The following is a 26,120-nucleotide window of genomic DNA, read 5'->3' on the forward strand; positions in this document are numbered from 1 at the left end:
GGATCCTAGAACTGCTCGTTGCGGAAGGTGGTCGTCGAGACCATCAGGAAGTCCGACGGCATGGACGAACCGGCGGGACGGAGATTGGTGACATAGGGCCGCACCAGATCGGTAATCACCGTCCAGCGGTAATAGGCACGCACCACATTGATGGTGCCCGCGCCGCCCGGTGCATAGGCAAATCCGCTAGTGTCGAGATCCGAACTCGAGGCCGAGGTCTTGCGTGGGACGGCGACCGGAATATCGGCGAAACTCGTGAAGGAGCGGACATCGAGATAGAGCTTGCTCGGTGTCGAGAGTTCGGCCGCCGAGCAGGGCATCATCACCGAGATCTCGTTGCAGAACTGCTGGCGGAACTGCGCCTTGGTCATCACCTCGCCGGTGCGGATCCGCCGTGCCATGGTTTCCGTGGCATTGGCGAGCAGCTGCTCGCCGGTAAAGGCCACGAAGGTTTCGATCGAGGCGAAGATGACGGTGAGGAAGGGCAGGACGAGCAGCGCGAACTCGATCGCCGTTCCGCCCTGGCGCGCGCGGAGGAACCGCCGCAGCAGCAGCTGCGGACGACGGGTACGCGTCTCGCCCCGGTCTGGCAGGACGGGCGAAGGGGAAGAGCGGGGAAGGTCGTCAGCCATCATGGCACCGAGTGATTGTCGATGCGTAAGCCTATGCTGGCAACGGTTTAGATTTCGTGAGTGTGCTTCGCCGTCTTCGGCCTCAAGCCTCAGTTGGCCTCAAGCCTCAGTCGGCCCAAGCCTCAGTCGGCCCAAGCCTCAGTCGGCATGGGTTTCGCAGTCCGGCGTGCAGGTCAGGATGGCGCGGGAGGTCGAGCGGAAGACCCTGAGCGTCCGGCCTTCATCGGTGGAGACGAGAATGCGCTGGTCGAGGATCGGATTGTCCTGGCTATCCAGAATGACAAGATTGGTCGTTCCGAGCTTACGGCCAGTGAGCACGATCGTCTTCTGGTCCGCCACGGTGGCGTCCGCCACTTCGGCGCTGCCGACGATGACCTTGCTGATCGGCCGGTCGAGCCTCAGCACCCGCGCGTGGTTGAGATAGACATGCATCAGGTCTTCCTCCTCCTGCGCTGCGGCCGGCGCAGCCAGGCCGAAGACCGTAAGGAGGCACGAAGCCGAAAGCACCAGCAAGGCGGGCTTGAGAGCCATGCTCGGGAGTTTCGATAGCGACATGATGACAGGACCTCGTAAGCCGATGGCCGACAGTGCACGGTTTTGGTGAATGAAGCGTTAAATCCGTCCTGGCAAGCCGGAGTAGAGTCGAATCTAGCCAATGCTTTAAGTCACTGATCACCATCCCAGAAGCGGACGGTCATTAAGTTCGCGGTAACTCAAACCTTTAAGCGGATTGAAATGGAGGGCCGTTTAGTTTCGCGTCAACCGATGGACGGGAACACGCCGCGGTGATGCTGAACACCTCACAGGTCTTTAACTAGGAGAGACACCATGACTACGATCCTCGCTCGCTTCATGAAGGATGAGTCCGGCGCGACCGCCATCGAATACGGTCTGATCGCCTCGCTGATCGCCGTTGCCATCATCGGCGGCGCATCTGCCCTCGGCAACCAGATCGGCAACACCTTCAACGCCATCTCCACCAAGCTCTCGAACAGCACGCCGAAGCCCTGAACCCCTTCGCTTCGTTCGACCAATAAAGGAGCCGCTTCCCGACGGGAGGCGGCTCTTTTGATGTGAACCGCACCGTCGCTGGCGACACCGGCTTCGCCTTTCCTTAACAGGCCTGCGTTAGGCTTGCCGGAGTCCAAGGGAGTTTCGCGATGATCCAGGCTGCCATCTTCGTCATCTTTCCGCTCTGCATGGCGCTGGCCGCCTGCACGGATTTCCTGACGATGACGATCCCGAACCGCGTCTCGGCGATCTTGATCGCGAGCTTCCTCGTCATCGCGCCGCTGGCGGGCATGGACTGGATCACCATCGGGGAGCACCTGGCGGCGGGGCTCGCTGTCTTTGCCGTCTGCTTCGTGCTGTTCGCCACGAACACGATGGGCGGCGGCGATGCGAAGCTCTTGACCGCAAGCGCCGTCTGGTTCGGCCTCAACACCTCGCTTCTTCTGTTTCTGGTTGCCGTGTCGTTCTTCGGCGGGATCCTGGTCTTCGCCATCCTGTTTCTGCGCTCGAAAAGCGATCTGATCGTCGCCTATCGCCTGCCCGTTCCCTTCGTGCTCCTGCAGACACGCAAGGTGCCCTATGCGCTGGCCATCGCCTCCGGCGGCTTCCTGGCTTTCCCCGAGTCGCCGCTCATGCATCTGGCGCTCGGCTGACAGACGCCGCGCAACCGTCGATCCAACCCACCTGCTCGGGCTCTGTGCAGGTTTCGGCACGGCTGCGTTACAGGACGCATCCTCCGCAATCCGTAAATTTATTGATTTTTAAGGTCGTCCGTTAGTGCCTCGTTAACCTTAATTATACCTTTGCGCCTCATTCTCGCCTCAACAACAGCAAGGCAAGGATGCGGGAAAGACGATGAAGCCGGCGCGCGTTCTCATTCTGACGGTGGCCGTGGTCTCGGCCGGGCTCGCGGGCCTCCTGGCACTCAACCTGACCGGCACGACCGTGGTTCAGGCGGATCGGCCGGTGGTCGAGCGTGAGCCGACGCTGAACGTTCTCGTCGCCGCCAAGAGCCTCTCGGTCGGATCGCGGATCACCGCCGATGCTCTGCGCTGGATGGCCTGGCCGAAGGACGGCATCGTCGACGGCTTCATCACCGACGAGGCCCGGCCCGAGGCGATGACCGAGCTTGCCAATGCCGTCGTCCGCCTGCCGCTGCTCGACGGCGAACCGATCCGGCCTGAAAAGATCGCCGATGCGTCCAGCAAGATCCTCTCCTCGCTGCTGCCCTCCGGCAAGCGCGCCGTCGCGACCGAAATCACCGTGGCTACCAGCGCCGGCGGCTTCGTTCTGCCCAATGACCGTGTCGACGTCATCATGGTCCGCCGGGGTGCAGAAGATCAGTATCTGACCGAAACCGTGCTCTCCAACGTGCGGGTGCTGGCGATCGACCAGCAGATCGAGGAAAGCCCCGAGGGCGGCAAGACGGTGGTCGGCGCCACGGCGACGCTCGAACTGACACCCGATCAGGCCCAGGTCATCACCGTGGCCCAGCAGATGGCGGCGCGGCTGTCGCTCGCGCTGCGCAGCGTCGCCGATGCCCAGGAGCCCGATACGAATGCCGCGGACTATCTGCTGAAGGGTGATGGGCGCGGCCAGATCCAGGTCATCAAGTCCGGCTCGATCGTCAGGGACAGCGGGACATCCACCTCCATGAGCGGTGCGGCTCAGTGATGCACGAACGGGAGCAGACGGTGAACCGTATTCGCAAGACAATCCGGAGCCTGCTGGCCAGCAGCATGGGGCTCGTCATCGCCATCTCCGGCCTGCCGATGGTTCCGACTCCGGCGCGGGCCGCCGACACGATCGTCCGCATCGCCGATATCGGGCCGGGCGCCAAGAAGGTGGTCAAGCTCGGGCTGAACAAGGCCGTGGTCGTCGACCTGCCGGACGATGCACGCGACATTCTGGTCGCCGATCCGAGCGTCGCGGATGCCGTGACCCGCACCTCCCGGCGTATCTATCTGTTCGGCAAGACCGTCGGGCAGACCAACATCTTCATCTTCGGCGAAGGCGGACGCGAGATCGTCAGCCTCGATCTCGAGATCGAGCGCGATATCTCGAACCTCGAAGCCAATCTGCGCCGGTTCCTGCCCGATTCAAACATCAAGGTGGAGATCGTTTCGGACAACATCGTGCTGACCGGGACGGTGCGCACGCCGCTCGATTCCACCCGCGTGGTCGAACTGGCCCAGGCCTTCCTCAAAGGCGGTGAAGCGACCACCCGCAACATCACCGCCCAGGGCAACAATGGCGATGCCGATATCTTCGCCGAAACCCGCCAGCGTTCGCAGATCGTCAATCTGTTGAAGATCGAGGGCGAAGACCAGGTGATGCTGAAGGTGACGGTGGCGGAGGTCTCACGCCAGATCCTCAAGCAGCTCGGCTTCTCCGGCGCCATCTCCAAGGGCACGGATCAGATCCTCTTCTCCAATCCCGCCAATCTCGGCAACGCGGTCAACCCCTTCTCCTCGGTCATCACCTCGTCCATTTCCGACGGCTCGATCGGCATTGCGAACTATATCAACGCCATGGAGCAGGCCGGCGTCATGCGCACGCTGGCCGAGCCGAGCCTGACCGCCATTTCCGGCAAGAAGGCCGAGTTCTTCGTCGGCGGCGAGTATCGCCTTCCCTCCAACCAGCAGATCGAGGACGGCGTGGTCACGCGCGAGACCGAGACGGTCGAATATGGCATCGGCCTCGATTTCACCCCCGTCGTGCTCAGCCCCGGCCGCATCAGCCTCGAGATCGCCACCAAGGTCTCCGAGCCGACCTATGAAGGCAATGATGTCAGCGGCAACCTTGCCACCCGCAAGGCGCCGCGCAGCCGCAGCACGCCCATCGGCATTCCCGGCCAGACCTATATGTCGATCCGCAAGCGCGAGGCATCCACCAGCGTCGAACTGCCCTCCGGCGGCTCGATCGTCATTGCCGGTCTCGTGCAGGACAATATTCGCCAGGCCATGTCGGGCGTGCCCGGCGCTTCGAAGATCCCGGTCATCGGCACGCTGTTCCGCTCGCGCGATTTCCAGCGCAACGAGACCGAGCTGGTGATCATCGCGACACCCTATCTGGTGCGGCCCGTCTCGCGCAGCGAGCTGTCGCGACCCGACGACAATTTCAATCCCGCCGACGACCTGTCCGGTTTCTTCCTCGGCGAGGTCAACCGCATCTATGGCAACCGCGCTGCCGCGCCCACCGGGCAATATCACGGCAATGTCGGCTTCATCTACAAGTGAGGACGGCCAAACCATGACCCTCCCGATCCGTCGCACCGAAAGGCCCGTCGCCATGTCGACATCGAAATTCGCCGCTTCGCTCGGCGGTCTGCGTCTCGCGGCACTCAGCCTCGTCATCGCGGCGACGGCAAGCGGATGTGCGCGCGACGCGACACAGACCGGTGCCCTGCCGGATGATTACCGCACCCGCCATCCGGTGGTGGTGGGCGAGACCGAAAAGGCGATCGACCTGCCGATCGCTGTCGGTGAGCGGCGGCTGACCACACCAACGCGCGAGGTGGTGCGGGGTTTCGGCCAGAAATATGCCAGCGCCTCGACCGGCGTCGTCCAGATCATGCTGCCCTCCGGCTCACCGAATGCGGCAGCGGCCAACGGCGTGCGGCCTGAAATCCGTCGGGCGCTCGTCGAAGGCGGCGTGCCGGCCAACCGCATCCTCGAGACCCATTACCAGGCCGACAGCAGCGGCGATGCGGCGCCGGTGCGTCTCTCCTTCACGGCGATCGCCGCCAGCACGGCGCCCTGCGGCAACTGGCCTTCGGACCTCGCCAAGAACACGATCGACAACAAGAACTACGAGAATTTCGGCTGCGCGACGCAGTCGAACCTCGCCGCACAGATCGCAAATCCGACCGACCTGCTCGGGCCGCGCGCGGAAACGCCGATCGATGCCTTCCAGCGCGGCAAGGTCATCGACGACTATCGCGGCGTGAAGAGCGGGACGACGATCACCATCGGCACGAACTGACGACAGCCTTCCGGCGGGCGGAAGGGCTTCGGGGGACAAAGGCAATGAGCGCGATTGACTATAAGATCGACGGGATGGGCAGCGAGCCGGCGCGCCTGGCGGAGCCGGTCGGCTCGCAGGATGTCGAGCATCTGCGCCCGCTGCCGCGCATCTCGATCCATGCCTTCTGCGAATCCGAAAGCGTGCTACGCACCTTGGAACGCTGCGGCCAGGACCGGCGGATGGGCAAGGTCAATCTCAGGATCAACAGCGGCACGATCGCTGCTGCCGCCAATATGTTTGCGACCACGCCGACGCCGAACCTGATCATCCTGGAAACCGCCGTCGAACCGAAGGCGATGATGGACGAGCTGGCGCCGCTCGCCGCCGTCTGCGATCCGAGCACCAAGGTCATCATCATCGGCCGCTACAACGATATCGGCCTTTATCGCGAGCTGATCCGCAACGGCATTTCCGAATATATGGTGGCGCCCGTCGCCATGCCGGACATTCTCTCGGCCATCGCGGCGATCTTCGTCGATCCCGAAGCCGCGCCGCTCGGCCGCAGCATCGCCTTCATCGGTGCCAAGGGCGGGGTCGGCTCCTCGACGCTCGCGCATAATTGCGCCTGGGGCATCTCCCATCTTTTCTCGACGGAGACCGTGCTGGCCGATCTCGACCTGCCCTATGGCACGGCCAACATCAATTTCGACCAGGATCCGCCGCAGGGCATGTCCGAGGCGGTGTTCTCTCCGGAGCGTCTGGACGAGGTCTTCCTCGACCGCTTGCTTGCCAAATGCTCCGAGCACCTTTCGCTTCTGGCCGCGCCTTCCATGCTCGACCGTGCCTTCGATTTCGACGCCGGCGCCTTCCAGCCGCTGCTCGATATCCTGCAGCGCAATGCGCCGATTTCGGTGCTCGATGTTCCCCATGCCTGGAACGACTGGACCCGTCGGGTGCTGGCCGATGCCGACGAGCTGGTGATCACCGCCGTGCCGGACCTCGCCAATCTGCGCAATGCCAAGAACATGCTCGACGTCCTGAAGAAGCTGCGGCCGAACGACAAGCCGCCGCATCTGATCCTCAACCAGGTCGGCCTGCCGAAGCGGCCCGAGATCGCCACGACCGACTTCTGCGAATCGCTCGAAATCGAGCCCGCCGCCATCATTCCTTTCGATGCGGTGCTGTTCGGTACCGCTGCCAACAGCGGCCGCATGATCGCGGAAACCGACAAGAAGGCGCCGACCGCCGAAATCATCGCCCAGCTTGCCCATCTCCTGACCGGCCGAGTGACTGCCAAGAAGGCCAAGCGCGCCGGTCTGGCCAAGGTGCTCGGCAAGCTCGGCCGCAAGTAAACGCGTCTTTCAAGCCAGCAAAGCAGGTGGATCAGCATGTTTGGGAAACGTGGAAATGAAGGCTTCGGCAAGGCGGGCGGCGGGATTGCCGCGCCGCCGCCGGCCTCGCTCGTCCCCGCACCGCAGCCGGACCTTGCCGTGGCCGAGCGTCCGTCTACGCCCGTCTTGCCCGAGCCGGTGCGATCGACCGCGGTTCCCCCGCGTGTCGCCCCCGTCGCGCCGAAGAAGCGTGCGGCGCGTGACGAGGGCTATTACGACACGAAATCCCAGGTCTTCTCGGCGTTGATCGACACGATCGATCTCTCGCAGCTCGCCAAGCTCGACAATGAGAGCGCGCGCGAGGAAATCCGCGACATCGTCAACGACATCATCACCATCAAGAACTTTGCGATGTCGATCGCCGAGCAGGAGGAACTGCTCGAGGACATTTGCAACGACGTGCTCGGCTATGGGCCGCTCGAGCCGTTGCTGGCGCGCGACGATATCGCCGACATCATGGTCAACGGCGCCGGCCGCACCTATATCGAAGTCGGCGGCAAGACGATCGAATCCGAGGTCCGCTTCCGCGACAATGCCCAGCTCCTCTCCATCTGCCAGCGCATCGTCAGCCAGGTTGGCCGGCGGGTGGATGAAAGCTCGCCGATCTGCGATGCGCGCCTGCCCGACGGATCGCGCGTCAACGTCATCGCGCCGCCGCTCGCCATCGATGGCACCGCGCTCACCATCCGCAAGTTCAAGAAGGACAAGCTGAAGCTCGACCAGCTCGTCAAGTTCGGGGCGATCACGCCGGAGGGCGCGGTCCTCCTGCAGATCATCGGCCGCGTGCGCTGCAACCTGGTCATCTCGGGCGGTACCGGCTCGGGCAAGACGACGCTGCTCAACTGCCTGACCGGCTATATCGACACGGACGAGCGGGTCATCACCTGCGAGGACACGGCCGAACTGCAGCTGCAGCAGCCGCATGTGGTGCGGCTTGAAACCCGCCCGCCGAACATCGAGGGCGAGGGCGAGATCACCATGCGCGATCTCATCAAGAACTGCCTGCGTATGCGGCCCGAACGCATCATCGTCGGCGAAGTGCGCGGCCCGGAGGTGTTCGACCTCCTCCAGGCCATGAACACCGGCCATGACGGCTCCATGGGCACGATCCACGCCAACACGCCGCGCGAATGCCTGGCGCGTATGGAATCGATGATCGCGATGGGCGGCTATACCCTGCCGGCCAAGACCGTGCGCGAGATCATCGCCGGCTCGATCGACGTCATCATCCAGGCGGCCCGCCTGCGCGACGGCTCGCGCCGCATCACACACATCACCGAAGTGATCGGCATGGAAGGCGATGTCATCATCACCCAGGATCTGATGCGCTTCGAGATCGAGGGCGAGGACGCCAACGGCCGCATCATCGGCAAGCACAAGCCAACCGGTATCGGCCGCCCGCATTTCTGGGATCGCGCCCGCTACTTCAACGAGGACAAGCGCCTGGCGGCCACGCTCGACGCGATGGAAAAGATGTGAGGCGGCGCCCATGTTCGGCATCGATGTGAGCATTCTCGCCGTCATCCTGCTGGCCGGCATTTCCGCCGCCGGCCTTGCCTATGTCATCCTCTTTCCCAAGATCGAGGCCGAGAAGAAGGCAGAGACCCGTTTCCGCAAGGTCAAAGCTTCCGAAAGCGACCGCACCAAGGTCAAGGCGGCGCGCGACCGCATGGCGGAAATGTCGAAGCGGCGCAAATCCGTGCAGGATTCGCTGAAGGATTTCGAGAAGAAGCAGGAAGAGCGCAACACCAAGCCATCGATGAAGGTGCGGTTGACGCAGGCGGGCCTGCGTATCTCGCCAACCCAGCTCCATATCTATTCGACGCTCTTTGCAATCCTCGCCGGCACGGTCGTCTTCATCCTGACCGCCAATCTCTTCGCCATGGTGGGCGTCATCATCGTTTGCGCGCTGGGTCTTCCGCGCTGGGTCGTGTCCTTCCTCACCAAGCGGCGCTGCGAGAAATTTCTGGAGGAATTCCCGAACGCGCTGGATACGATGGTCCGCTCGATCAAGTCCGGCCTGCCGCTGGCGGACGCCATGCGGCTGATCGCGTCCGATGGCCAGGAGCCGGTCAAGTCCGAGTTCCGCCGGGTCATCGATTCCCAAGGGGTCGGGCTCAGCATTGCCGAGGCCTGCGGCCGCATGATCGCCACCGTGCCGCGGCCCGAGGTGAACTTCTTCGCCATCGTCATCGCCATCCAGTCGCAATCCGGCGGCAACCTGTCGGAAGCGATCGGCAACCTCTCCAAGGTGCTGCGCGACCGGCGCAAGATGAAGGCCAAGATCAAGGCCCTGTCGATGGAAGCCAAGGCCTCCGCCTGGATCATCGGCGCCTTGCCCTTCATCGTCGCCACGCTCGTCTATCTCACCTCGCCCGATTACATGATGGTGCTGTTCACCGATCCGCGTGGGCACATGATCATGGCCATCTCCGCCGTCGTCATGGCCGTCGGCGTCTTCGTCATGCGCCAGATGATCAATTTCGATATCTGAGGAGGAAGCGCAGCGTGCAGGCTCTTGTCCATCCGCAGGTCATCTTCGCCTGCCTCGTCGCCCTTGCGGTGCTGGCGACCTTCTACACGATCGCGGCGCCCTTTCTGGAACGGGGCGATCTCGACAAGCGCATGAAGGCGGTCGCCACCGAGCGCGAGGTCATCCGCGCTCGCGAGCGCGCCCGGCTGCACAGCGAAACCTCCAGCAAGGCGAGCCTGCGCACGCAGAACAACTCCTCCGTCCGCCAGGTGGTCGAACGGCTGAACCTGCGTCAGGCGCTGGTGGACGAGAACACGGTCAACAAGCTCAAACGTGCCGGCTATCGGTCGCAGAACGCGTTGAACCTGTTTCTTTTCGCCCGCTTCTGCCTGCCCTTCCTGTTTCTGGCGCTCGCTGTCGTCTATGTCTTCGTGCTCGGCAATTTCGCCGATCGCCCCTTCGGCGTGCGGCTGTTCGGCGTGGTGCTGGCCGGCTATTTCGGCTTCTACCTGCCGAATATTCTCGTCACCAACCAGATGAAGAAGCGCCAGGCCTCGATCCGCCGCGCCTGGCCCGATGCGCTCGACCTGCTGCTGATCTGCGTCGAATCGGGCATCTCCATGGAGCTCGGCATGCGCCGCGTGGCGGATGAAATCGCCGTCTCCTCGCCGGCTTTGGCGGAAGAACTGGTGCTGACCACCGCCGAGCTCTCCTATCTGCCCGATCGGCGCCAGGCGATCGAAAATCTCGGCATCCGCATCGGCATCGAAGATGTGCGCGCCGTCTGCCAGGCTCTCATCCAGGCCGACCGCTACGGCACGCCGATCGGCCAGGCGTTGCGCGTGCTTGCGCAGGAAAGCCGCGACCAGCGGATGAATGCCGCGGAGAAGAAGGCCGCCGCCCTGCCGCCGAAGCTGACCGTGCCGATGATCATCTTCTTCCTGCCGGTGCTGATCCTGGTCATTCTCGGCCCCGCCGGCATCCAGGTGGCCGATCGATTCTAGGGTCGGTCTAACATCGGAGCGATCGGCCTCGGTTGAAACGGCTCTGCGATCCTCGGCGCTCCCATGGAAAAAGCCGCGGCGGAGTTCCGTCGCGGCTTTCCTTTGATCCTCGGCAGGGGCTGTCAGTTGGTGTTGGCGTCGTTGCCGGCGGGCTTGTCGGTCTTGGCGAGCTTCTGCCAGGCGTTCTGCTGGGAGAGAACCGAGCGGAGATAGGCGACATTGGCCGTGGCCTGCACTTCGGACAGCTCGGCCTTAGCGATCGCCTCCGCCTCCTGGAACCGACCCTGCAAGCCGACGGCGAGCGCCAGGTTCTGCCGGACACCACTATCGGCACCCGGCTGGCGCGCGGCGGTGCGCAGGTAGGATTCCGCCGTCTTCAAATCCTTGGCGAGCAGATAGGACATGCCGAGGTTGGAGAGCACCGACGGTTCGTTCGGGGCGATATCGAGCGCATCGCGATAGCGAAGACGGGCTTCGCCCGAGCGCCCCAGCTGGTCGAGGATCGCGCCTTCCGCCGATTTCAGCCGCCAGTCGGGCCGGTCCGGTGTCTGGGCGCGGCCGATCGTGGTCAGCGCCTGCTCCAACTGACCCGCCGCCGCCTGCGCCTTGCCATAGGCGGCCAGAACGTCCCGGTCCGTCGGGTAGTTGATCGCCACCTGCTGCATCACCGCCAGCGCCTGGTCGTTGCGCCCGTTCATGCGCAGGACATTGGCATAGTTCAGTCCGGCATTGCGGTCCTTCGGATTTGCCTCATAAGCCTTTCCGTAGCGCTCGGCCGCGGCGTGCAACTCGGTGGCATTCAGCCCGGCCATGCGATCCGGCGAAACGGCGGCGGAGCCCGCGGGGACCGATCCGGTCGTCAGCTCCTTCTTCGGCCCGGCGCACCCCGTCAATGCCAGCGCCACGGAGGCGGCGAGGAGGCCGGATCTCAAGGAAAGGGAAGGTTTGCATGCCGCCATGGCCAGGGCTCCGGGAAGGAATGGGCAGCACCGGCACGAGAGACTGGAAAACGGCGCATCGTCTCGCCATGAATAATCTGTTAACCCTAACAGAGTGTTAATTCCTCCTTCCGTCAGACCTTTCCGAAAGTGTTCCGCCATGGCGCCCTTTGCCACCATCGATCGCCCTTCTCCCTTCGCGCGTGGAGGGGAGGGCTTGCCCGTTCATGTCCTGACGCCGGATCTCCTCGAGGCGGGCGGTCTCGAACCGCAGGTCGCAGCCTTTGCCCAAGCGGCCGGCTTCAAGGCCGAAAGCGGCGGCCTGCTGCTGCTGCCCGGCGTGGACGGAGCCCTCAAGGGCGCACTCTTCGGCCTTGGTGCCGACCCGGCGCCGTTTGCCACGGGCAAGCTCGCCCGCAGCCTGCCGAAGGGTCGCTGGCGGCTGGTGGGAGAGGCCGTGCCGGCCGATGCCGCTGCGCTTGGCTTCGGTCTCGGCAGCTATCGCTTCGATCGCTACAAGGCAAACGGGGCCGAACAGCCGGTCCTGGCGCTTCCCGAAGGCGTGGACGAGGCCGATCTCGCCCGGCGGCTGGCCGGCGTCACCCTGGCCCGCGACCTGATCAACACGCCCACGAACGATATGGGGCCTGAGGCGCTCGAAGCCGTGGTCCGGGGCCTTGCCCATCACTATGGCGCCACCGTCACCACGATTGCAGGCGACGATCTGCTGTCGCAGAACTTTCCGCTGATCCACACGGTCGGCCGGGCGGCGGCCGAGGCGCCGCGCCTGCTCGATCTGCGCTGGCGCGGTGGGCGCAGCGGCGGGCTGGGCGGCGGGCGGCGCATCACCCTGGTCGGCAAAGGCGTCTGCTTCGATACCGGCGGGCTCGACATCAAGCCCGCGGCCTCCATGCTGCTGATGAAGAAGGACATGGGCGGTGCTGCCAATGTCATGGGGCTGGCCCTGATGATCATGGATGCCGGGCTTGATGTGGATCTCCGCGTGCTGCTGCCGATCGTTGAAAACTCCATTGCCGGCAATGCCTTCCGCCCGGGCGATATCTACCGGTCGCGCAAGGGCCTGACGGTGCAGATCGACAATACGGATGCGGAAGGGCGTCTCATCCTGGCCGATGCGCTGGCGCTGGCCGATGAAGAGGAGACCGATCTCATCGTTGACATGGCGACCCTGACCGGGGCGGCGCGCGTGGCGCTGGGGCCGGATCTTCCGCCCTTCTTCACCGATGACGAGGCGCTCGCTGTCCGCCTGACGGAGGCGAGCCTCAGCGTCGCCGATCCGCTCTGGCGGCTGCCGCTCTTCAAGGGATATGAGAAGGATGTCACCGCCAAGGTGGCCGATCTCACCAATGCGCCGGCAGGCGGCATGGCGGGCGCGATCACCGCGGCGCTGTTCCTCAAGCGCTTCGTCGAGCGGGCGCCGCGCTGGGTGCATCTCGACATCTTCGGCTGGTCGCCCTCCGAGCGCGCGCATGCGCCTGTCGTCGGCGGCGAGGGGCAGGGAATCCGCGCGCTCTACCAGCTGATCCGTAACGGCCTCTGAGCTGCGGACACGCAAAAAAGGGCGCCGGATCGCTCCGACGCCCTTGCGCAGTCAGCGGCTTGGCCGCCTATTCGTTGATCAGCCGCTTCAGAAGCTCGATTTCGTGGCTGAGCTTGGTGTCGCCGGCGATCAGATCCTCGATCTTGCGCACGGCATGCAGAACGGTCGTGTGGTCGCGGCCGCCGAAGCGACGGCCGATTTCCGGGAAGGAGCGGGGCGTGAGCGTCTTCGCCAGATACATGGCGATCTGGCGCGGCTTGACGATGACCCGCGTCCGCCGGTTGGAGACGAGCTCCTGGCGCGAGACATTGTAATGCTTAGCCACGACACGCTGGATATCCTCGATGCGCACGCGGCGCGGCTCGCCGGCATTGACGAGGTGACCCAGCAGCTCGTCGACCCGTTCCAGCGTCAGGTCGGGCTCGAAGGAGCGGCGGAACAGGAGCTGGTTGAACGCGCCTTCCAGTTCGCGGCCGCTGGCCGTGATGGCGCGGGCAACATGGGTGAGGATTTCGGCGGGAATGTCGATGCTCGGATCTTCCTCGCGCACGACATCAAGGCGGCGCTTGAGGATTTCGAGGCGCATCTCGTAATCCGGGCCTTCCATCTCGATTGCCACGCCGCCCTGTAGGCGCGAGCGGACGCGGGGATCGAGCGATTCCAGTTCCCACGGCGCGCGGTCGGCGGCAACGACGACCTGCTTGGCGCTGTCGAGCAGCATGTTGAGCAGGTGACAGAATTCATGCTGGATCGACTTGCCTTGCAGGAACTGCATGTCGTCGATGATCAGGAGATCGATGTTGCGCAGCGTTTCCTTCAACGACAGGGCATCGTTGTCGCGGATGGCGGTGGCGAAGCGCCACATGAAATATTCGGCCGTCAGATAGACGACGCGCGGATTGCGCGGGCTGCGAATGGCCGCCGTGGCGATCGCCTGCAGCAGATGGGTCTTGCCGAGCCCGACCGAAGAGTGGACGAAGAGCGGGTTGAAGCGCACGGCGCCGGCACCGGCCTCGGCGATCGTGCGGCCGGCAGCAAGCGCCACGCGGTTGGACGAGCCTTCCACGAAGCTTGCGAAGGTGTAGCGCGGATCGAGCGGCGAGCCGAACAGCGGCGCTGCGGCCGGCTGCTGCGGGCGGGCGGGCTGCTGCGCGGCAGCGATGGCCGCACTCTGCTGGCCGATCGCCTGGGCACCGGCCCGGCGGGTCTGCGGTGCGGGCGCCGGGGTCTCGGCGGCGACGACGGCATCGGCCTCGCTGCCCGGACGCGCGCCGCGGGTGGCGCTGCGCACGACGATCTCGACCTTCAAGATATCGGCATCTTCCTGCTGGAAGAGCGTGGTGATCAGATCGAGATAGCGGTTGTTGATCCAGGACTTCAGGAAGGTCGTGGGCACGGAGAGGCGCACGACGCTCTTGGAGATCGAATGCAGCTTCAGCCGACCGAACCAGCTGGCATAGACGTCCGGACCAACCTGGGCTTTCAGAAGCGCGCTCACCCGTTCGAACAGAGCGCCCTGCTTCATGATGACCCGATCTCCTGCTGTCTCGCTCTGGCGTTCGTCATCCATGGACGCCGTCAGTTCGCCCTTTGCGAATGCGGTTTCCCGTGTCCCCGAATTCATCAGCATGTGCCGCCTTCCATCACTCGCGTCCCCTGTCACCGCCGTTTCCGGCGGCAGTCCTTGCTCCGTCCTGTCCATGGGACGGTTTTCCCGAAGCGTCGCCCTCTCTGGTCGGCGCCCCGGTCATCAGCCTCGCTTCGCCGCCGCCTTATCGGCCAGCGGCTCTGCGTTGCCTGCCTCCGGCGACCTCTGAGGATCGCCGGCCGCCTGTCATTCGGCCGTCGGCGGAGGAACCCCGTTTTCCTCCGGCCATCGGTGCCTTGCCCGGCTGCCTCCCCTGTCGGTCGGTTCAGCCCAGTTGCAGCCGTGTCGGTGGATCGTCTCCCGCAATTCAACCTCAGAGCGCGAAAAATCGTCCGCGCACCAAGGGTGGCACGGGCGAAAACGCTGAAACTGAGAGGATGAAGCCGTTCGACATCCACCTGTCGACATGCCCGGACGAGGAATGCCCTGCTGGAAGCAGCGCGCTCCCCGAGGGACGAAGGGTCGTCACCCGGGCCTGTCGTGGAGGGCATTTAGGCAGGATCAGTCCCCAAGATCAATCGCCATTTTTCGCGCTCGCAGGCGCTCGGGCGTTGACTCAATGGCCGCCTTTTGTATGGACCGAGAGGGGTGATTTGAGAATCGCAGTCGAATCAATCACTTTGTTTTTAGCGATTGAAAGCGGGCTGCGAAATGCCAAAAAAATAAAAATTCGCTTGACTCTGAATTGTCATCTTCCGCCGACCTAGGGCTCGGCAAGAAATGGCAACCCCTGCTTAAGGCGCTGATTATATGTAAAAAATTCTGTCACTTTGCTGACATGGTCTTGTCGTCGCGTGCGACTCGCCTAGGTCTCACGCCCCGGAATCAAAAAGCCCGGCTAAAGGCCGGGCTTTCGAAAAGAAGCGATGCGGGATGAAGCGTCGCGCCCTGATCAGGCGGAGATCGACTTCACGCGGCTTGCCAGGCGGGAAACCTTCCGCGATGCCGTGTTGGCGTGCATGACGCCCTTGGTGGCAGCACGTGCCAGTTCCGGCTGGGCGGCCTTCAGAGCGGCCTGAGCAGCAGCCTGATCGCCGGAAGCAATCGCTTCCTCGACCTTGCGGATGAAGCTGCGAACGCGCGACCGGCGGGACTTGTTGATTTCCGTGCGGCGGGCGATCTTGCGGGTCGCCTTCTTCGCAGAAGTTGTATTGGCCATCGGGTGTCTCTCTGTTCAAACTGACAAAACACCCCCGCTGCGCCGTGTCGGGTCGCTAAGACCTGTCATCCAAGCTCATCGGGGGCAATTGACAGGTCCGATCAAGCGGCCCGCCAAACTGTGGGCGCCCGTATAGCCTCGATCGGGCTTTTCGTCAACGCGCTATTTCACGGCCCTGTCATGCTGCGGCTCTGCGGGGGCTGGGGCGGCGGCGGTTGTCAAAGCTGGCAGCGGCGGCAATGAAAGGTGGAGCGGCCGGCCTGGACCGAGCGCTCGACCGTGCCGTCGCAGCCCGGCCGCGGGCAGGGGACGCCCTCCCGGTCGTAGACGGCGAAACTGTGCTGGAAATAGCCGAGCGAGCCATCCGTCTGGATATGGTCGCGCAGCGACGAGCCGCCGGCCTCGATCGCGTCGGCGATCACCGCGCGGATCGCCTCGGTCAGCACCACGAGCTGCGGCTGCGGGCCTCCCGCCTCGTCTGTCAGCGTGCCGGCCGCGCGCATGGGCGAGAGCCGCGATCGCCAGAGCGCCTCGCACACATAGATATTGCCGAGCCCGGCAATGACGCGCTGGTCGAGCAGCGCCGACTTCAAGGGCTGGGCCCGGCCCCTGAACCGGGAAGCCAGACGATGGGCGTCGAGCCCGTTGCCGGTCGGCTCTTCTCCAAGCCCCTTGAAGAAGGGGTGGTCGGCAAGCGTCTCGCGACGGGCAAGATCCATGAAGCCGAAGCGGCGCGGGTCATTATAGACGATGCGGTATCGCCCCTGCGGCTTTCGAAGATGGAAGATCACATGGTCGTGGCGGCTGTCCTTGGAACGGGGATGGTGGAAGTCGCCCGGCGTTTCCGCCGGCTCCTCGTCGGTCTCGATCCGGAAGGAGCCCGACATGCCGAGATGGGCGATGATGACCGCCCCATCCTCGAGCTCGATCAGCAGATATTTCGCCCGGCGCGACAGCGCGACAATATGCCCGCCTCTGAGCGCCGCCGCGAAATCCGGCGGAAACGGAAAGCGCAGGTCGCCCCGCCGCAGCTCCGCCTCCTCGATCGTGGCGCCCTCCATGGTGGGGGCGAGGCCGCGGCGAACGGTTTCGACCTCGGGCAGTTCGGGCATGAGTGCGATCCTGACTGAACGGTGGAATAGATCGGGGTGGTGCTGGGAGCGGGCGGCCGCCGCCCTATCTCCCTCGCATGCCTCTTGCATCGGCGGGCGATGCACCAGAGATAGTGTCCGAAGGCGGGATTCGCTATGGTCCCCCCGGCAAGACCGATGCAGCCTTCGTTCTGAATGAGAGCGGGGCGCCGGCATGAAGGCAAGGAGACGGTGAATGGCGGACGAGCGGACCTCGGCGGATGGCGGCATGGAGACCTCGTACGGCTTTCGCGATGTGGGAGTCGGCGAGAAACAGGGTCTCGTCAACACCGTCTTCCACAAGGTCGCCAAGCGCTATGACGTGATGAACGACGTCATGTCTGTCGGCCTGCACCGTGTCTGGAAGGATTCCATGGTGGCCGCGCTCAATCCGCGCCGCAGCGAGACCTACCGCGTGCTGGATGTGGCGGGCGGCACCGGCGATATCGCCTTCCGCATCATCGAGGCCTCGGATCGCAAGGCGCATGCGACCGTGCTCGATATCAATGGCTCCATGCTGGCCGTCGGTGCCGAGCGGGCGGAAAAGCGCGGGCTTTCCTCCCATCTCGATTTCGTGGAAGCCAATGCCGAAGCCCTGCCGTTCCCCGACCGGCATTTCGATGCCTATACGATCGCGTTTGGCATCCGAAACGTGCCCCGCATCGACGTCGCGCTGGGCGAAGCCTATCGGGTGCTCAAGCGTGGCGGTCGGTTGCTGGTGCTGGAATTCGCCGCGGTCGACATGCCGGTGCTGGACCAGGTCTATGATGCCTGGTCTTTCAACGCCATTCCCCGCTTCGGCCAGATGATCACCGGCGAGGCCGAGCCCTATCAATATCTCGTGGAATCCATCCGCAAGTTCCCGGCGCAGGCCGAGTTCGCCCGGATGATCGAGGCGGCCGGTTTTTCCCGCGTGACCTACACCAATTATACCGGCGGCATCGCGGCGCTGCACTCCGGCTGGAAGATCTGAGCGGATGCCTTCGACACGACAGACACCTTGCGGGGGTGCCGCGCGATGAATTCGCCCGCCACCTATCTCCGGCTCCTGCGCATCGGCTGGGTGTTGGCGCGCGAAGGCGTCATCACCGCCATTCCGCCGGAAAACCTGCCCCCCATGGCGCGGCTCTTCCAGCGTGCGGCCGGACTTCTGGAACGTCGCCATGCACAGTTCGAGGTGCGGGCCGACCGCCTGTCGCGCGCGATCGGGCGGCTTGGTCCGTCCTATGTGAAGATCGGCCAGTTCCTCGCCACGCGGCCGGATGTGGTGGGCGCGGAGTTCGCCGCCGATCTCGCCTTCCTTCAGGACCGCATGTCCACCTTCCCGATCAGCGAGGCGCGCGCCTCGATCGAAGGATCGCTCGGCCGGCCGATGGACGCGCTCTTCGTGCGCTTCGAGGATCCGATCGCAGCGGCCTCGATCGCCCAGGTCCACCCGGCCATGGTGGAGCGCAACGGCCAGCTGGAAAAGGTGGCGGTGAAAGTGGTGCGGCCCGGCGTGCGCCAGCGCTTCGCCCATGACCTTCAGGCCATGTATCTCGTCGCCCGCATGCAGGAGCGGTTCCTGCCCCATACGCGCCGGCTTCGCCCTGTCGAGGTGACGAAGACGCTCGAGCAGACCACCAAGGTCGAGATGGACCTCAGGCTCGAGGCCGCGGCGCTTTCCGAGATCGCCGAGAACACCGCGCAGGACGAAGGCTTTCGCGTGCCGAAGGTCGACTGGGAGCGCACCGGGCGCGATGTCGTGACCATGGAGTGGATCGACGGCACCCGCATGGCCGATATCGAGGCGCTGCGGGCGGCAGGCCATGATTTGAACCGGCTCGCCGAAACGCTGATCCAGTCCTTTCTGCGCCACACGCTGCGCGACGGGTTCTTCCATGCCGACATGCACCAGGGCAATCTGCTGGTCGATCGCCAGGGCATGATCGTTGCGGTCGATTTCGGCATTGTCGGGCGGCTCGGCAAGAAGGAGCGTCGCTTCCTGGCCGAAATCCTGTTCGGCTTCATCACGCGCGATTATCGCCGGGTGGCGGATGTGCATTTCGAAGCCGGCTATGTTCCCGCGCATCATGATGTGGCGAGCTTTGCTCAGGCGATCCGCGCCATCGGTGAACCGATCCATGGCCAGCCCGCCGAAACCATCTCCATGGCGAAGCTCCTGACGCTGCTCTTCGAGGTGACCGAGCTCTTCGACATGGAAACCCGCCCCGAGCTGGTCATGCTGCAAAAGACCATGGTGGTGGTGGAGGGCGTGTCCCGGTCGCTCAATCCGCGCTTCAACATGTGGAAGGCGTCCGAGCCTGTCGTCGGCGCCTGGATCCGCGACAATCTCGGTCCGAAGCGGATCGCGGTCGATCTGCGCGACGGGTTGCACGCGGCGCTGCGCTTTGCCGAGGCGGCGCCCGATATCGTCGCCAAGTCCGAGCGCTTCTCGCGCGATCTGACGGATATGGCCGAACACGGGTTGAAGTTCGATTCGGCGACGGCCGAGGCGATCGGCCGGGCGGAAGCCCGCCACAGCCGCTCCGGTCGTCTGGCGCTCTGGGTCATCGCGCTCTGCCTGGTGGTGATCACCTGGCACCTTCTCTAGAAGCCGGCGGAAACATCGGGAAACGAAAAAGCGGCAAGATGACAAAGATGTAATGCCGCGCGACTTCAATTGACCGCAGTTGGCCCTTAGCTTTCGAGGCAGACGAGACCCTCGATGGCAAGCAAGGGAGCGCTGATGGCGGACGCCTATCCCAAGATCGTTGAACCAGCGGAGCCTGCAGAGCCCGCCCGGCCAGAGCCCCCTCGGCCGGAGCCGGCGCCGCCCGTGCCGGCCCGCCGGCGGCGGCGCGGGCGTGGTCGGTGGATCGGCCTTCTGGTTCTTCTTCTGCTTGTTGCAGGGGGCGGTGTGCTTGCCTGGCAGCGCTACGGCGCGACACCGGCGGCTGAGGCCGTGGTGACGGACGCGGTGATCCGCGGCGATATCGAAAACAGCGTCACCGCCTCCGGTCTGTTGAGCCCGATCCAGGATGTCGATGTCGGCGCGCAGGTGTCCGGCCAGTTGAAAAGCGTGAAGGTCGAGATCGGCGACAGGGTGAAGGCCGGCGACCTCGTCGCCGAGATCGATTCCGCCTCGATCGAGACGCAGATCGAGATCGCCGAGGCCGAACTTGCCAATCTCGACGCGCAGATGATCGACAAGAAGGCGCAGGTCGTGCTGGCGGAGGCCAATCTCCAGCGCCAGCAGAACCTGGTGGCCGGCAACAGCGCCGCGCGCTCGGCGCTCGACGAAGCGGTGGCGGCCCGCGCTACGGCGGATGCCAGCGTCGCGGGGCTGGAGGCACAGATCCGCAAGCAGCAGGCAACACTGAAAGACGCGCGCATCTCGCTCGGCTACACGAAGATCTATGCGCCCATGGCCGGCACGATCGTCGATGTGGTGGCGAAGGAAGGCCAGACGCTCAACGCCAATCAATCCGCCCCCACCATCGTCACCATTGCCGATCTCTCCACCATGACGGTGGAAGCGGAGGTGTCGGAGGCCGATATCGGCAAGCTGAAGCTCGGCATGGAGGCCTATTTTACGCTGCTCGGTCAGCCGGGCGAGCGCTATGAGGGCACGCTGCGGCAGATCAAGCCGACGCCGTCGACCGAGAACAATGTCGTTCTCTATTATGCCCTCTTCGATGTGCCCAACCCGGATGGGCGGCTGATGATGAACATGACGGCGCAGGTCTTCTTCGTGCGCGGCGCGGCGCGCGATGTGTTGACCGTGCCGGTAGCAGCCCTCAAGGGCAGCGGTGAGGCCGGCAAGGCCGAGGTGACCGTTCTGACTGCGGATGGCCGGCGCGAGAGCCGCAGCGTCGAGACCGGTATCCGCAACCGCGTGCGCGCCGAAATCCGCTCCGGTCTTTCCGAAGGCGACCGCGTCGTGGTTGCCTCCGGCGCCGACGATCAGGCTTCCGGCTCGTCCCGCGGCAGCGGCCGCAACGGCAACCGCATGCGCGGCATGCCGCCGATGTTCTAAGGCCGCGCCATGACCCCCATCATCTCCCTCCAGTCGATCCGCAAGACCTTCATGACCGGCGATGTGCCGGTCGAGGCGCTGCGCGGTGTCTCGCTCGATATCGCGCCGGGCGAATTCGTGGCGATCGTCGGCGCGTCGGGCTCGGGCAAATCGACGCTGATGAACATTCTCGGCTGCCTCGATCAGCCGAGCGGCGGACGATACCTGCTGAACGGCGAGGACGTGTCGCGCTTCGATGCCGATCAGCTGGCGGAGAAACGCCGGCAGATGTTTGGCTTCGTGTTCCAGAGCTACAATCTGGTTCCGACCTCGACCGCGCAGGAGAATGTCGAGATCCCGGCCATCTATGCCGGCGTTCCGGCGAGGCTGCGGGAGGAGCGGGCCCGCGCGCTTTTGACGGAACTCCGGCTCGGCGACCGGCTGGATCATCTCCCAAACCAGCTTTCCGGCGGCCAGCAGCAGCGGGTCTCGATTGCCCGGGCGCTGATGAACGGCGGGCAGATCATTCTCGCCGACGAGCCGACCGGCGCGCTCGACAGCCAGAGCGGGCGCGACGTGATGGCGACGCTGAGGCGCATGAACGAGGAGGGCCACACGGTCATCATCATCACCCATGCGCCGGAACTCGCCGAATCCGCCGATCGCGTCATCGAGATCAAGGATGGGCTAATCGTCGCCGACCGGCTGCCGCGGCGCCTGGTGCGAACCGCGCGTCCCCTGCCGAAGCCCTTCGCCACCGAGGTCGGCCGTGCGGCGCTGGTGACCGACATTGCGGAAGCGGTGCGCATGTCTCTGCGGGCGCTTCAGGCCAATTTCTTCCGCACGGTGCTGACCCTTCTCGGCATTGTCATCGGCGTATCCTCCGTGGTCGCCATGCTGGCGATCGGCACGGGTGCGCAGGATCAGGTGCTGAGCCGAATTGCGGCCATGGGCTCCGATCTGCTGGTCATCCGACCGAACATGGCCGGCTTTCGCGGCGGCGACGGCGGCAGCGTGGTTTCGCTCGTGCCGGCCGATGCCGATGCGATCCTGGAGCTGCCGAACATTGCCTTTGCCGTGCCGGAAATGTCGAGCTCGCTGACGGTGCGCACTGGCAATCTCGATACGCAGACGACCGTCAACGGAACGGTGCCGCAGTTTCCCGCCGCCAAGAGCTGGAATCTCGCCGAGGGCAGCTTCATCGCGCCGGCAGACATGGACAGTTTCGCGACCGTGGCCGTGCTCGGCAAGACCGTGGCGGAGACGCTTTTTCCCGACAGCGACCCTCTGGGACAATATATCCTCATCAAGAACATCCCCTTTCAGGTGATCGGCGTCATGGCTGCGAAAGGGGCGACGGCGGGCGGCAACGACCAGGACGATACGGTGCTGGTGCCGCTGCCGACCGGCAATCTGCGGCTTTTCGGCGCGCGCAACGTCCGCTCCATCACCGTGCAGGTGAAGGACGACAGCGCCATCAACATCACCCAGGACCAGATCCAGGCCCTGCTCGACGAGCGCCATCGCCGCCAGGACACGCAAATCGCCAATCTCGCCGTCATCCGCGAGACCTTCACGGAGACCTCGAACATCCTGAAGATCTTCCTGGGTTCGATCGCCGCCATCTCCCTCATCGTCGGCGGGATCGGGGTCATGAACATCATGCTGGTCAGCGTCACCGAGCGGACGCGCGAGATCGGCATCCGCATGGCGACGGGCGCGCGCAGCCGCGACATCCTGACCCAGTTCATCGTCGAGGCTCTGGTGGTTTCCGCGCTGGGCGGTCTCATCGGCGTCGGCTTGGGACTGGCAATTGGGGGCATCGCCAAGGCCTTCGGCGTTCCGGTGACCTTTGCCGTCGGGCCGGTGGCGCTGGCCTTTGCCAGCGCCTTCCTCACCGGCCTCGTCTTCGGCTACCTGCCGGCGCGCAACGCTTCCCGCCTCCAGCCGGCCGTTGCATTGTCGGCCGCATGACCGGAAATGACACCTTTGGCTGACGGAACAACTTGCCTTCCTTTGCATTTGGTGCTGTTTGGGGCGCCTTCTAAGATTTTACGGCAGTGGATACAGGTATGAACGATCGGTCCCGGAGGGCCATTTTGCGCGATCGCACCGCCGCGGCGCATGCCTCGCTCGACGGGACGATCGGCGGTTTCGACGACCTTCAAGCCTACAAGACCTATCTCTTCGGCATGAGCGCCTTCCGCTTGCCGGTCGAGCAGGCCATGGCTGCTGCGCCCTGGCCCGCGCGGCTTGCGCCTTTCGGTTCCGACAGTATCGGCGCCCTGATCCTGAGAGATTGCGCGGATCTCGGCATGGCCCCCGCCACGCCGGTGGCGGCGCCGACGATTGCCGAAACGCCGGAGGCCATGCTGGGCATGCTCTATGTGCTGGAAGGCTCGGCGCTCGGCGCCCGTCTTCTCTACCGCCGCGCCAAGGCTCTCGGTCTGACCGAAAGCTTCGGCGCGCGGCATCTGGCGGCGCAGGCCGCCGTCACCGATCGGTGGCCTCGCTTTCTCGCGCTTCTCGAAGCGACCGAGGCCATCGAGATCGATCGCGTCGCCGAGGCCTCGACGGCAGCTTTCACCGTTGCCGAAAAGGCCTTCAAGAGAGCGTTTCATGCAGCCTGACCAGACGGTCGATCTGACCAATTGCGATCGCGAGCCGATCCACATTCCGGGCAGCGTGCAGCCGCACGGCTGCCTGATCGCCTGCGATGCACGCGCCGGCCAGGTGCTGCGCCATTCGCGCAACACGGCCGAAATGCTGGGGCTGAGCGGCGAAATCAACGGCGTCCCGCTCGAATCCCTGATCGGCTACGAGGCAACCCATACGCTGCGCAATGCGGTCGCTTCGCTGAAGGATGGCGGGCGGCCGGCGCTCCTCACCGGTTTCACGCTGCCGACCGGCCGGTTCGATATCGCGATCCACATCTACAAGGCCACCGTCATCATCGAGTTCGAGCCGGCGGCCACCGCCCAGCCGCTCCAGCTCGCCCGCACGCTGATCGGCCGGATTGCCGAGCTTGCGGAAATCGACCTGCTGATGCGCCAGTCCGCCCGGCTGGTGCGCGGCATGCTCGGCTATGACCGGGTGATGATCTACCAGTTCGAGCATGACGGCTCCGGCAAGGTGATTGCCGAGGCGAAGCGGGGTGATCTCGAGAGCTTTCTCGGCCAGTATTTCCCGGCAAGCGACATTCCCCAGCAGGCCCGCATCCTCTACCTGCAGAACACGATCCGCATCGTTGGCGATTCGAACGGCTTTCGCGTTCCGATCCATCCGCAATTCGACGGGTCGGGCGAGGCGCTCGATCTCTCTTTCGCCCATCTGCGCTCGGTCTCCCCGATCCACTGCGAATATCTGCGCAACATGGGCGTCGGCGCCTCCATGTCCGTGTCGATCATTCTGGACGGCAAGCTCTGGGGACTGATCGCCTGCCATCATTATTCCCCGCATGTCCTGCCGATGCCGCAGCGCGTGGCGGCGGAAATGTTCGGGGAGTTCTTCTCCCTGCATCTCAATTCGCTGATGCAGAAGCGCCGGCTGGAAACGGCCGGCCGCGCGCGGGCCTCGATCGACCGCTTCCTGCGCTTGGCCTCGCATCATTCCGACATGCGCGACGTGATGCGCGATCATCTGGCCGATTTCGGCAAGCTGATCGAGTGCGACGGCATCGGGCTCTGGATGGATGGCAGTTTCACGGCGCTCGGCTCTGTCCCTCCGGCATCCGCCATTCCGGCGCTTGCTGCCCTGATGGACGGTCTGGCCGGCAACCAGATCTTCGCGACCCATTCGCTGACCCAGCGCATGCCGCAGGCCGTTGCCTTCCGCGACAAGGCAGCCGGCGTCCTGGCCGTACCGCTGACGCAGACACACCGCGACTATCTGTTTTTCTTCCGCAAGGAACTGGTGCGCACGCTGAACTGGGCAGGCAATCCCGACAAGTCCTACGAGACAGGTCCGCTCGGGGACCGGCTGACGCCGCGCAAGAGCTTTGCGATCTGGAAGGAAACGGTCGACCTCCAGGCCCAGCCCTGGAACGATGCCGACCGCGAGATCGCCGAAGTGACCCGCACGGCGCTGGTGGAAATCGGCCTGCATCACAGCGAGCTGATGGCCGAGGAGCGCAGCCGCGCCGATGTGCGCCAGCGCATGCTGAACGAGGAGCTGAACCACCGCGTCAAGAACATTCTGGCGCTGATCAAGTCGCTGGTCGGCCAGCCAGTTGGCGACGGGCGCACGTTGCAGGATTACGTGGCCTCCCTTCAGGGCCGCATCCAGGCTCTGGCCTTCGCCCATGACCAGGTGGTGCGCGGCGATGGCGGCGGCATGCTGCGCGAGCTGCTTGAGGCGGAGCTGACCCCCTATGGCCATTCCGCCAACACGATCCAGCTGGTCGGTCCGGCCGTCTCGCTCGATTCCCGTGCTTTCTCGGTCATGGCGCTGGTGCTGCACGAGCTTGCGACCAATGCCGCCAAATATGGTGCGTTGTCGTCCGCAGGCGGCCGGCTGACGGTCGAATGGCAGATCACGGAGGCCGGCGAGTGCCGCATCGCCTGGCGCGAGGCGGGTGGTCCGTCGGTGCGTCCGCCCACCCGCGTCGGCTTCGGCAGCGCGCTGATCGACCGGTCGATCCCCTATGATCTCGGCGGACGCTCGACGGTGACCTATGCGCCGACCGGCGTCGAAGGCGATTTCCTTCTTCCGGCCCGCCATGTGGCACTGGCCGAACCGCGGGCCAAGGCGGTCAAGGGTGTCATCGCCAGCGCTCCGGTCATCGCCGATCCGCTCGATCCTGCGCTGCGCATCCTGCTGGTCGAGGACCAGATGCTGATCGCCATGGATGTCGAAGGCATGCTGGCCGATCTCGGCCTGGAAAACGTGTTGACGGCGGCCTCCGTCGAGGATGCGCTGATCAAGCTTTCGAGCTTCAACCCGGATGTGGCCGTGCTCGACGTCAACCTCGGGGATGGGACCTCGATCGCCGTTGCCAAGGAACTGTCGCGCCGGTCGGTGCCCTTCCTTTTTGCCACCGGCTATGGCAACAGCGCCCCCATTCCGGAGGGTCTCGCCGCCGCGCCAATCATCCGTAAGCCTTACGACCGCGACCAGCTGATCGGCGCGTTGACGACCATCCTGGCTCCCGTCGAAGGCTGAAGCGACAGGGTGGTACCCGGCCAGCCGGATTTGCGGTAGCCTTGCCAAAA

General features: G+C 64.7%; 22 protein-coding genes. 16 read left to right on the forward strand and 6 right to left on the reverse strand.

The genetic code is table 11. The annotated features are described in order from the left end of the window. Positions 1-5 precede the first annotated feature (5 nt). Entirely contained in the window at positions 6-632 is a 627-nt protein-coding gene (locus U8330_RS00870) for a TadE/TadG family type IV pilus assembly protein (protein WP_323107073.1), read from the reverse strand. A 138-nt stretch (positions 633-770) separates the two neighbouring features. Continuing rightward, entirely contained in the window at positions 771-1,163 is a 393-nt protein-coding gene (locus U8330_RS00875; protein WP_323103224.1) for a pilus assembly protein N-terminal domain-containing protein, read from the reverse strand. A gap of 297 nt (positions 1,164-1,460) precedes the next feature. Here U8330_RS00875 and U8330_RS00880 point away from each other — a divergent pair, with 297 nt between their 5' ends. The 9 genes from U8330_RS00880 to U8330_RS00920 all read left to right on the forward strand — a co-directional run bounded on the left by U8330_RS00880 (position 1,461) and on the right by U8330_RS00920 (position 10,477). Further along, the gene (locus tag U8330_RS00880) at positions 1,461-1,643 is read left to right on the forward strand and encodes a Flp family type IVb pilin (RefSeq protein WP_323103226.1); all 183 of its coding nucleotides are present in this window, start codon (positions 1,461-1,463) and stop codon (positions 1,641-1,643) included. A 149-nt stretch (positions 1,644-1,792) separates the two neighbouring features. Further along, on the forward strand, positions 1,793-2,296 hold the full coding sequence (locus tag U8330_RS00885; protein WP_323103228.1) for a prepilin peptidase: 504 nt from the start codon (positions 1,793-1,795) through the stop codon (positions 2,294-2,296). Positions 2,297-2,498: 202 nt separating this feature from the next. Further along, positions 2,499-3,317 (forward strand): Flp pilus assembly protein CpaB, encoded by an 819-nt coding sequence (cpaB, locus tag U8330_RS00890; RefSeq protein WP_323103230.1) that lies wholly within the window; start codon positions 2,499-2,501, stop codon positions 3,315-3,317. A 20-nt stretch (positions 3,318-3,337) separates the two neighbouring features. Next, entirely contained in the window at positions 3,338-4,882 is a 1,545-nt protein-coding gene (locus tag U8330_RS00895) for a type II and III secretion system protein family protein (RefSeq protein ID WP_416236787.1), read from the forward strand. Positions 4,883-4,934: 52 nt separating this feature from the next. Continuing rightward, a complete protein-coding gene (locus U8330_RS00900) occupies positions 4,935-5,627 on the forward strand; it encodes a CpaD family pilus assembly protein (protein ID WP_323107075.1) in 693 nt (230 codons plus the stop codon). A gap of 44 nt (positions 5,628-5,671) precedes the next feature. Next, the gene (locus tag U8330_RS00905; RefSeq protein WP_323103232.1) at positions 5,672-6,961 is read left to right on the forward strand and encodes a CpaE family protein; all 1,290 of its coding nucleotides are present in this window, start codon (positions 5,672-5,674) and stop codon (positions 6,959-6,961) included. A 36-nt stretch (positions 6,962-6,997) separates the two neighbouring features. Next, entirely contained in the window at positions 6,998-8,479 is a 1,482-nt protein-coding gene (locus tag U8330_RS00910; protein WP_323103234.1) for a CpaF family protein, read from the forward strand. Between the two features lie 10 nt (positions 8,480-8,489). Beyond that, positions 8,490-9,494 (forward strand): type II secretion system F family protein, encoded by a 1,005-nt coding sequence (locus U8330_RS00915; protein ID WP_323103236.1) that lies wholly within the window; start codon positions 8,490-8,492, stop codon positions 9,492-9,494. Between the two features lie 14 nt (positions 9,495-9,508). Continuing rightward, the gene (locus U8330_RS00920) at positions 9,509-10,477 is read left to right on the forward strand and encodes a type II secretion system F family protein (RefSeq protein WP_323103237.1); all 969 of its coding nucleotides are present in this window, start codon (positions 9,509-9,511) and stop codon (positions 10,475-10,477) included. A 122-nt stretch (positions 10,478-10,599) separates the two neighbouring features. Here the strand turns inward: U8330_RS00920 and U8330_RS00925 are convergent, their stop codons facing one another. Beyond that, entirely contained in the window at positions 10,600-11,436 is an 837-nt protein-coding gene (locus U8330_RS00925; RefSeq protein ID WP_323103238.1) for a tetratricopeptide repeat protein, read from the reverse strand. A 139-nt stretch (positions 11,437-11,575) separates the two neighbouring features. Between U8330_RS00925 and U8330_RS00930 the strand changes: the two genes are divergently transcribed. After that, complete coding sequence (locus U8330_RS00930; protein WP_323103239.1) at positions 11,576-12,976, forward strand: M17 family metallopeptidase; 1,401 nt, start codon at positions 11,576-11,578, stop codon at positions 12,974-12,976. Positions 12,977-13,043: 67 nt separating this feature from the next. Here the strand turns inward: U8330_RS00930 and dnaA are convergent, their stop codons facing one another. The 3 genes from dnaA to mutM form a co-directional block, all read right to left on the reverse strand. Then, on the reverse strand, positions 13,044-14,606 hold the full coding sequence (gene dnaA, locus U8330_RS00935) for a chromosomal replication initiator protein DnaA (protein WP_416236788.1): 1,563 nt from the start codon (positions 14,604-14,606) through the stop codon (positions 13,044-13,046). A gap of 910 nt (positions 14,607-15,516) precedes the next feature. Continuing rightward, positions 15,517-15,783 carry a 30S ribosomal protein S20 gene (gene rpsT, locus U8330_RS00940; RefSeq protein ID WP_323103240.1) on the reverse strand — a complete coding sequence of 89 codons (267 nt, stop codon included), beginning with the start codon at positions 15,781-15,783 and terminating at the stop codon, positions 15,517-15,519. Positions 15,784-16,001: 218 nt separating this feature from the next. Next, positions 16,002-16,895: a bifunctional DNA-formamidopyrimidine glycosylase/DNA-(apurinic or apyrimidinic site) lyase gene (gene mutM, locus U8330_RS00945; RefSeq protein ID WP_323103241.1), complete on the reverse strand. Its 894-nt coding sequence runs from the start codon at positions 16,893-16,895 to the stop codon at positions 16,002-16,004. Positions 16,896-17,109: 214 nt separating this feature from the next. Between mutM and ubiE the strand changes: the two genes are divergently transcribed. From ubiE to U8330_RS00975, 6 genes are all read left to right on the forward strand, one after another. Then, positions 17,110-17,886, forward strand: coding sequence for a bifunctional demethylmenaquinone methyltransferase/2-methoxy-6-polyprenyl-1,4-benzoquinol methylase UbiE (gene ubiE / locus U8330_RS00950; protein ID WP_323103242.1), 777 nt, complete (start codon positions 17,110-17,112; stop codon positions 17,884-17,886). Positions 17,887-17,931: 45 nt separating this feature from the next. Further along, positions 17,932-19,506, forward strand: a complete 1,575-nt coding sequence (gene ubiB, locus U8330_RS00955; RefSeq protein WP_323103244.1) for a 2-polyprenylphenol 6-hydroxylase — start codon at positions 17,932-17,934, stop codon at positions 19,504-19,506. A 114-nt stretch (positions 19,507-19,620) separates the two neighbouring features. Then, positions 19,621-20,931, forward strand: coding sequence for an efflux RND transporter periplasmic adaptor subunit (locus U8330_RS00960; protein ID WP_323103245.1), 1,311 nt, complete (start codon positions 19,621-19,623; stop codon positions 20,929-20,931). A 9-nt stretch (positions 20,932-20,940) separates the two neighbouring features. Then, entirely contained in the window at positions 20,941-22,884 is a 1,944-nt protein-coding gene (locus U8330_RS00965) for a MacB family efflux pump subunit (RefSeq protein WP_323103246.1), read from the forward strand. Between the two features lie 125 nt (positions 22,885-23,009). Beyond that, positions 23,010-23,540: a biliverdin-producing heme oxygenase gene (locus U8330_RS00970; RefSeq protein ID WP_323103248.1), complete on the forward strand. Its 531-nt coding sequence runs from the start codon at positions 23,010-23,012 to the stop codon at positions 23,538-23,540. Next, the gene (locus tag U8330_RS00975; RefSeq protein WP_323103249.1) at positions 23,530-26,070 is read left to right on the forward strand and encodes an HWE histidine kinase domain-containing protein; all 2,541 of its coding nucleotides are present in this window, start codon (positions 23,530-23,532) and stop codon (positions 26,068-26,070) included. Before U8330_RS00970 ends, U8330_RS00975 begins: the two co-directional genes overlap by 11 nt. Positions 26,071-26,120: the final 50 nt, after the last annotated feature.

This window comes from Rhizobium sp. CC-YZS058, assembly GCF_034720595.1.
Taxonomy (GTDB): Bacteria; Pseudomonadota; Alphaproteobacteria; order Rhizobiales; family Rhizobiaceae; genus Ferranicluibacter.

Excerpts from the sequence above, each read along its gene's own strand:
- U8330_RS00875 (WP_323103224.1), bottom strand. The coding sequence starts at position 1,163 with ATGGCTCTCAAGCCCGCCTTGCTGGTGCTTTCGGCTTCGTGCCTCCTT.
- rpsT (WP_323103240.1), bottom strand. The coding sequence starts at position 15,783 with ATGGCCAATACAACTTCTGCGAAGAAGGCGACCCGCAAGATCGCCCGC.
- U8330_RS00965 (WP_323103246.1), top strand. The coding sequence starts at position 20,941 with ATGACCCCCATCATCTCCCTCCAGTCGATCCGCAAGACCTTCATGACC.
- U8330_RS00870 (WP_323107073.1), bottom strand. The coding sequence starts at position 632 with ATGGCTGACGACCTTCCCCGCTCTTCCCCTTCGCCCGTCCTGCCAGAC.
- U8330_RS00880 (WP_323103226.1), top strand. The coding sequence starts at position 1,461 with ATGACTACGATCCTCGCTCGCTTCATGAAGGATGAGTCCGGCGCGACC.
- U8330_RS00960 (WP_323103245.1), top strand. The coding sequence starts at position 19,621 with ATGGCAAGCAAGGGAGCGCTGATGGCGGACGCCTATCCCAAGATCGTT.
- U8330_RS00900 (WP_323107075.1), top strand. The coding sequence starts at position 4,935 with ATGTCGACATCGAAATTCGCCGCTTCGCTCGGCGGTCTGCGTCTCGCG.
- U8330_RS00905 (WP_323103232.1), top strand. The coding sequence starts at position 5,672 with ATGAGCGCGATTGACTATAAGATCGACGGGATGGGCAGCGAGCCGGCG.
- cpaB (WP_323103230.1), top strand. The coding sequence starts at position 2,499 with ATGAAGCCGGCGCGCGTTCTCATTCTGACGGTGGCCGTGGTCTCGGCC.
- U8330_RS00925 (WP_323103238.1), bottom strand. The coding sequence starts at position 11,436 with ATGGCGGCATGCAAACCTTCCCTTTCCTTGAGATCCGGCCTCCTCGCC.
- U8330_RS00930 (WP_323103239.1), top strand. The coding sequence starts at position 11,576 with ATGGCGCCCTTTGCCACCATCGATCGCCCTTCTCCCTTCGCGCGTGGA.
- U8330_RS00915 (WP_323103236.1), top strand. The coding sequence starts at position 8,490 with ATGTTCGGCATCGATGTGAGCATTCTCGCCGTCATCCTGCTGGCCGGC.
- U8330_RS00885 (WP_323103228.1), top strand. The coding sequence starts at position 1,793 with ATGATCCAGGCTGCCATCTTCGTCATCTTTCCGCTCTGCATGGCGCTG.
- dnaA (WP_416236788.1), bottom strand. The coding sequence starts at position 14,606 with ATGCTGATGAATTCGGGGACACGGGAAACCGCATTCGCAAAGGGCGAA.
- U8330_RS00975 (WP_323103249.1), top strand. The coding sequence starts at position 23,530 with ATGCAGCCTGACCAGACGGTCGATCTGACCAATTGCGATCGCGAGCCG.
- U8330_RS00910 (WP_323103234.1), top strand. The coding sequence starts at position 6,998 with ATGTTTGGGAAACGTGGAAATGAAGGCTTCGGCAAGGCGGGCGGCGGG.
- mutM (WP_323103241.1), bottom strand. The coding sequence starts at position 16,895 with ATGCCCGAACTGCCCGAGGTCGAAACCGTTCGCCGCGGCCTCGCCCCC.
- ubiB (WP_323103244.1), top strand. The coding sequence starts at position 17,932 with ATGAATTCGCCCGCCACCTATCTCCGGCTCCTGCGCATCGGCTGGGTG.
- ubiE (WP_323103242.1), top strand. The coding sequence starts at position 17,110 with ATGGCGGACGAGCGGACCTCGGCGGATGGCGGCATGGAGACCTCGTAC.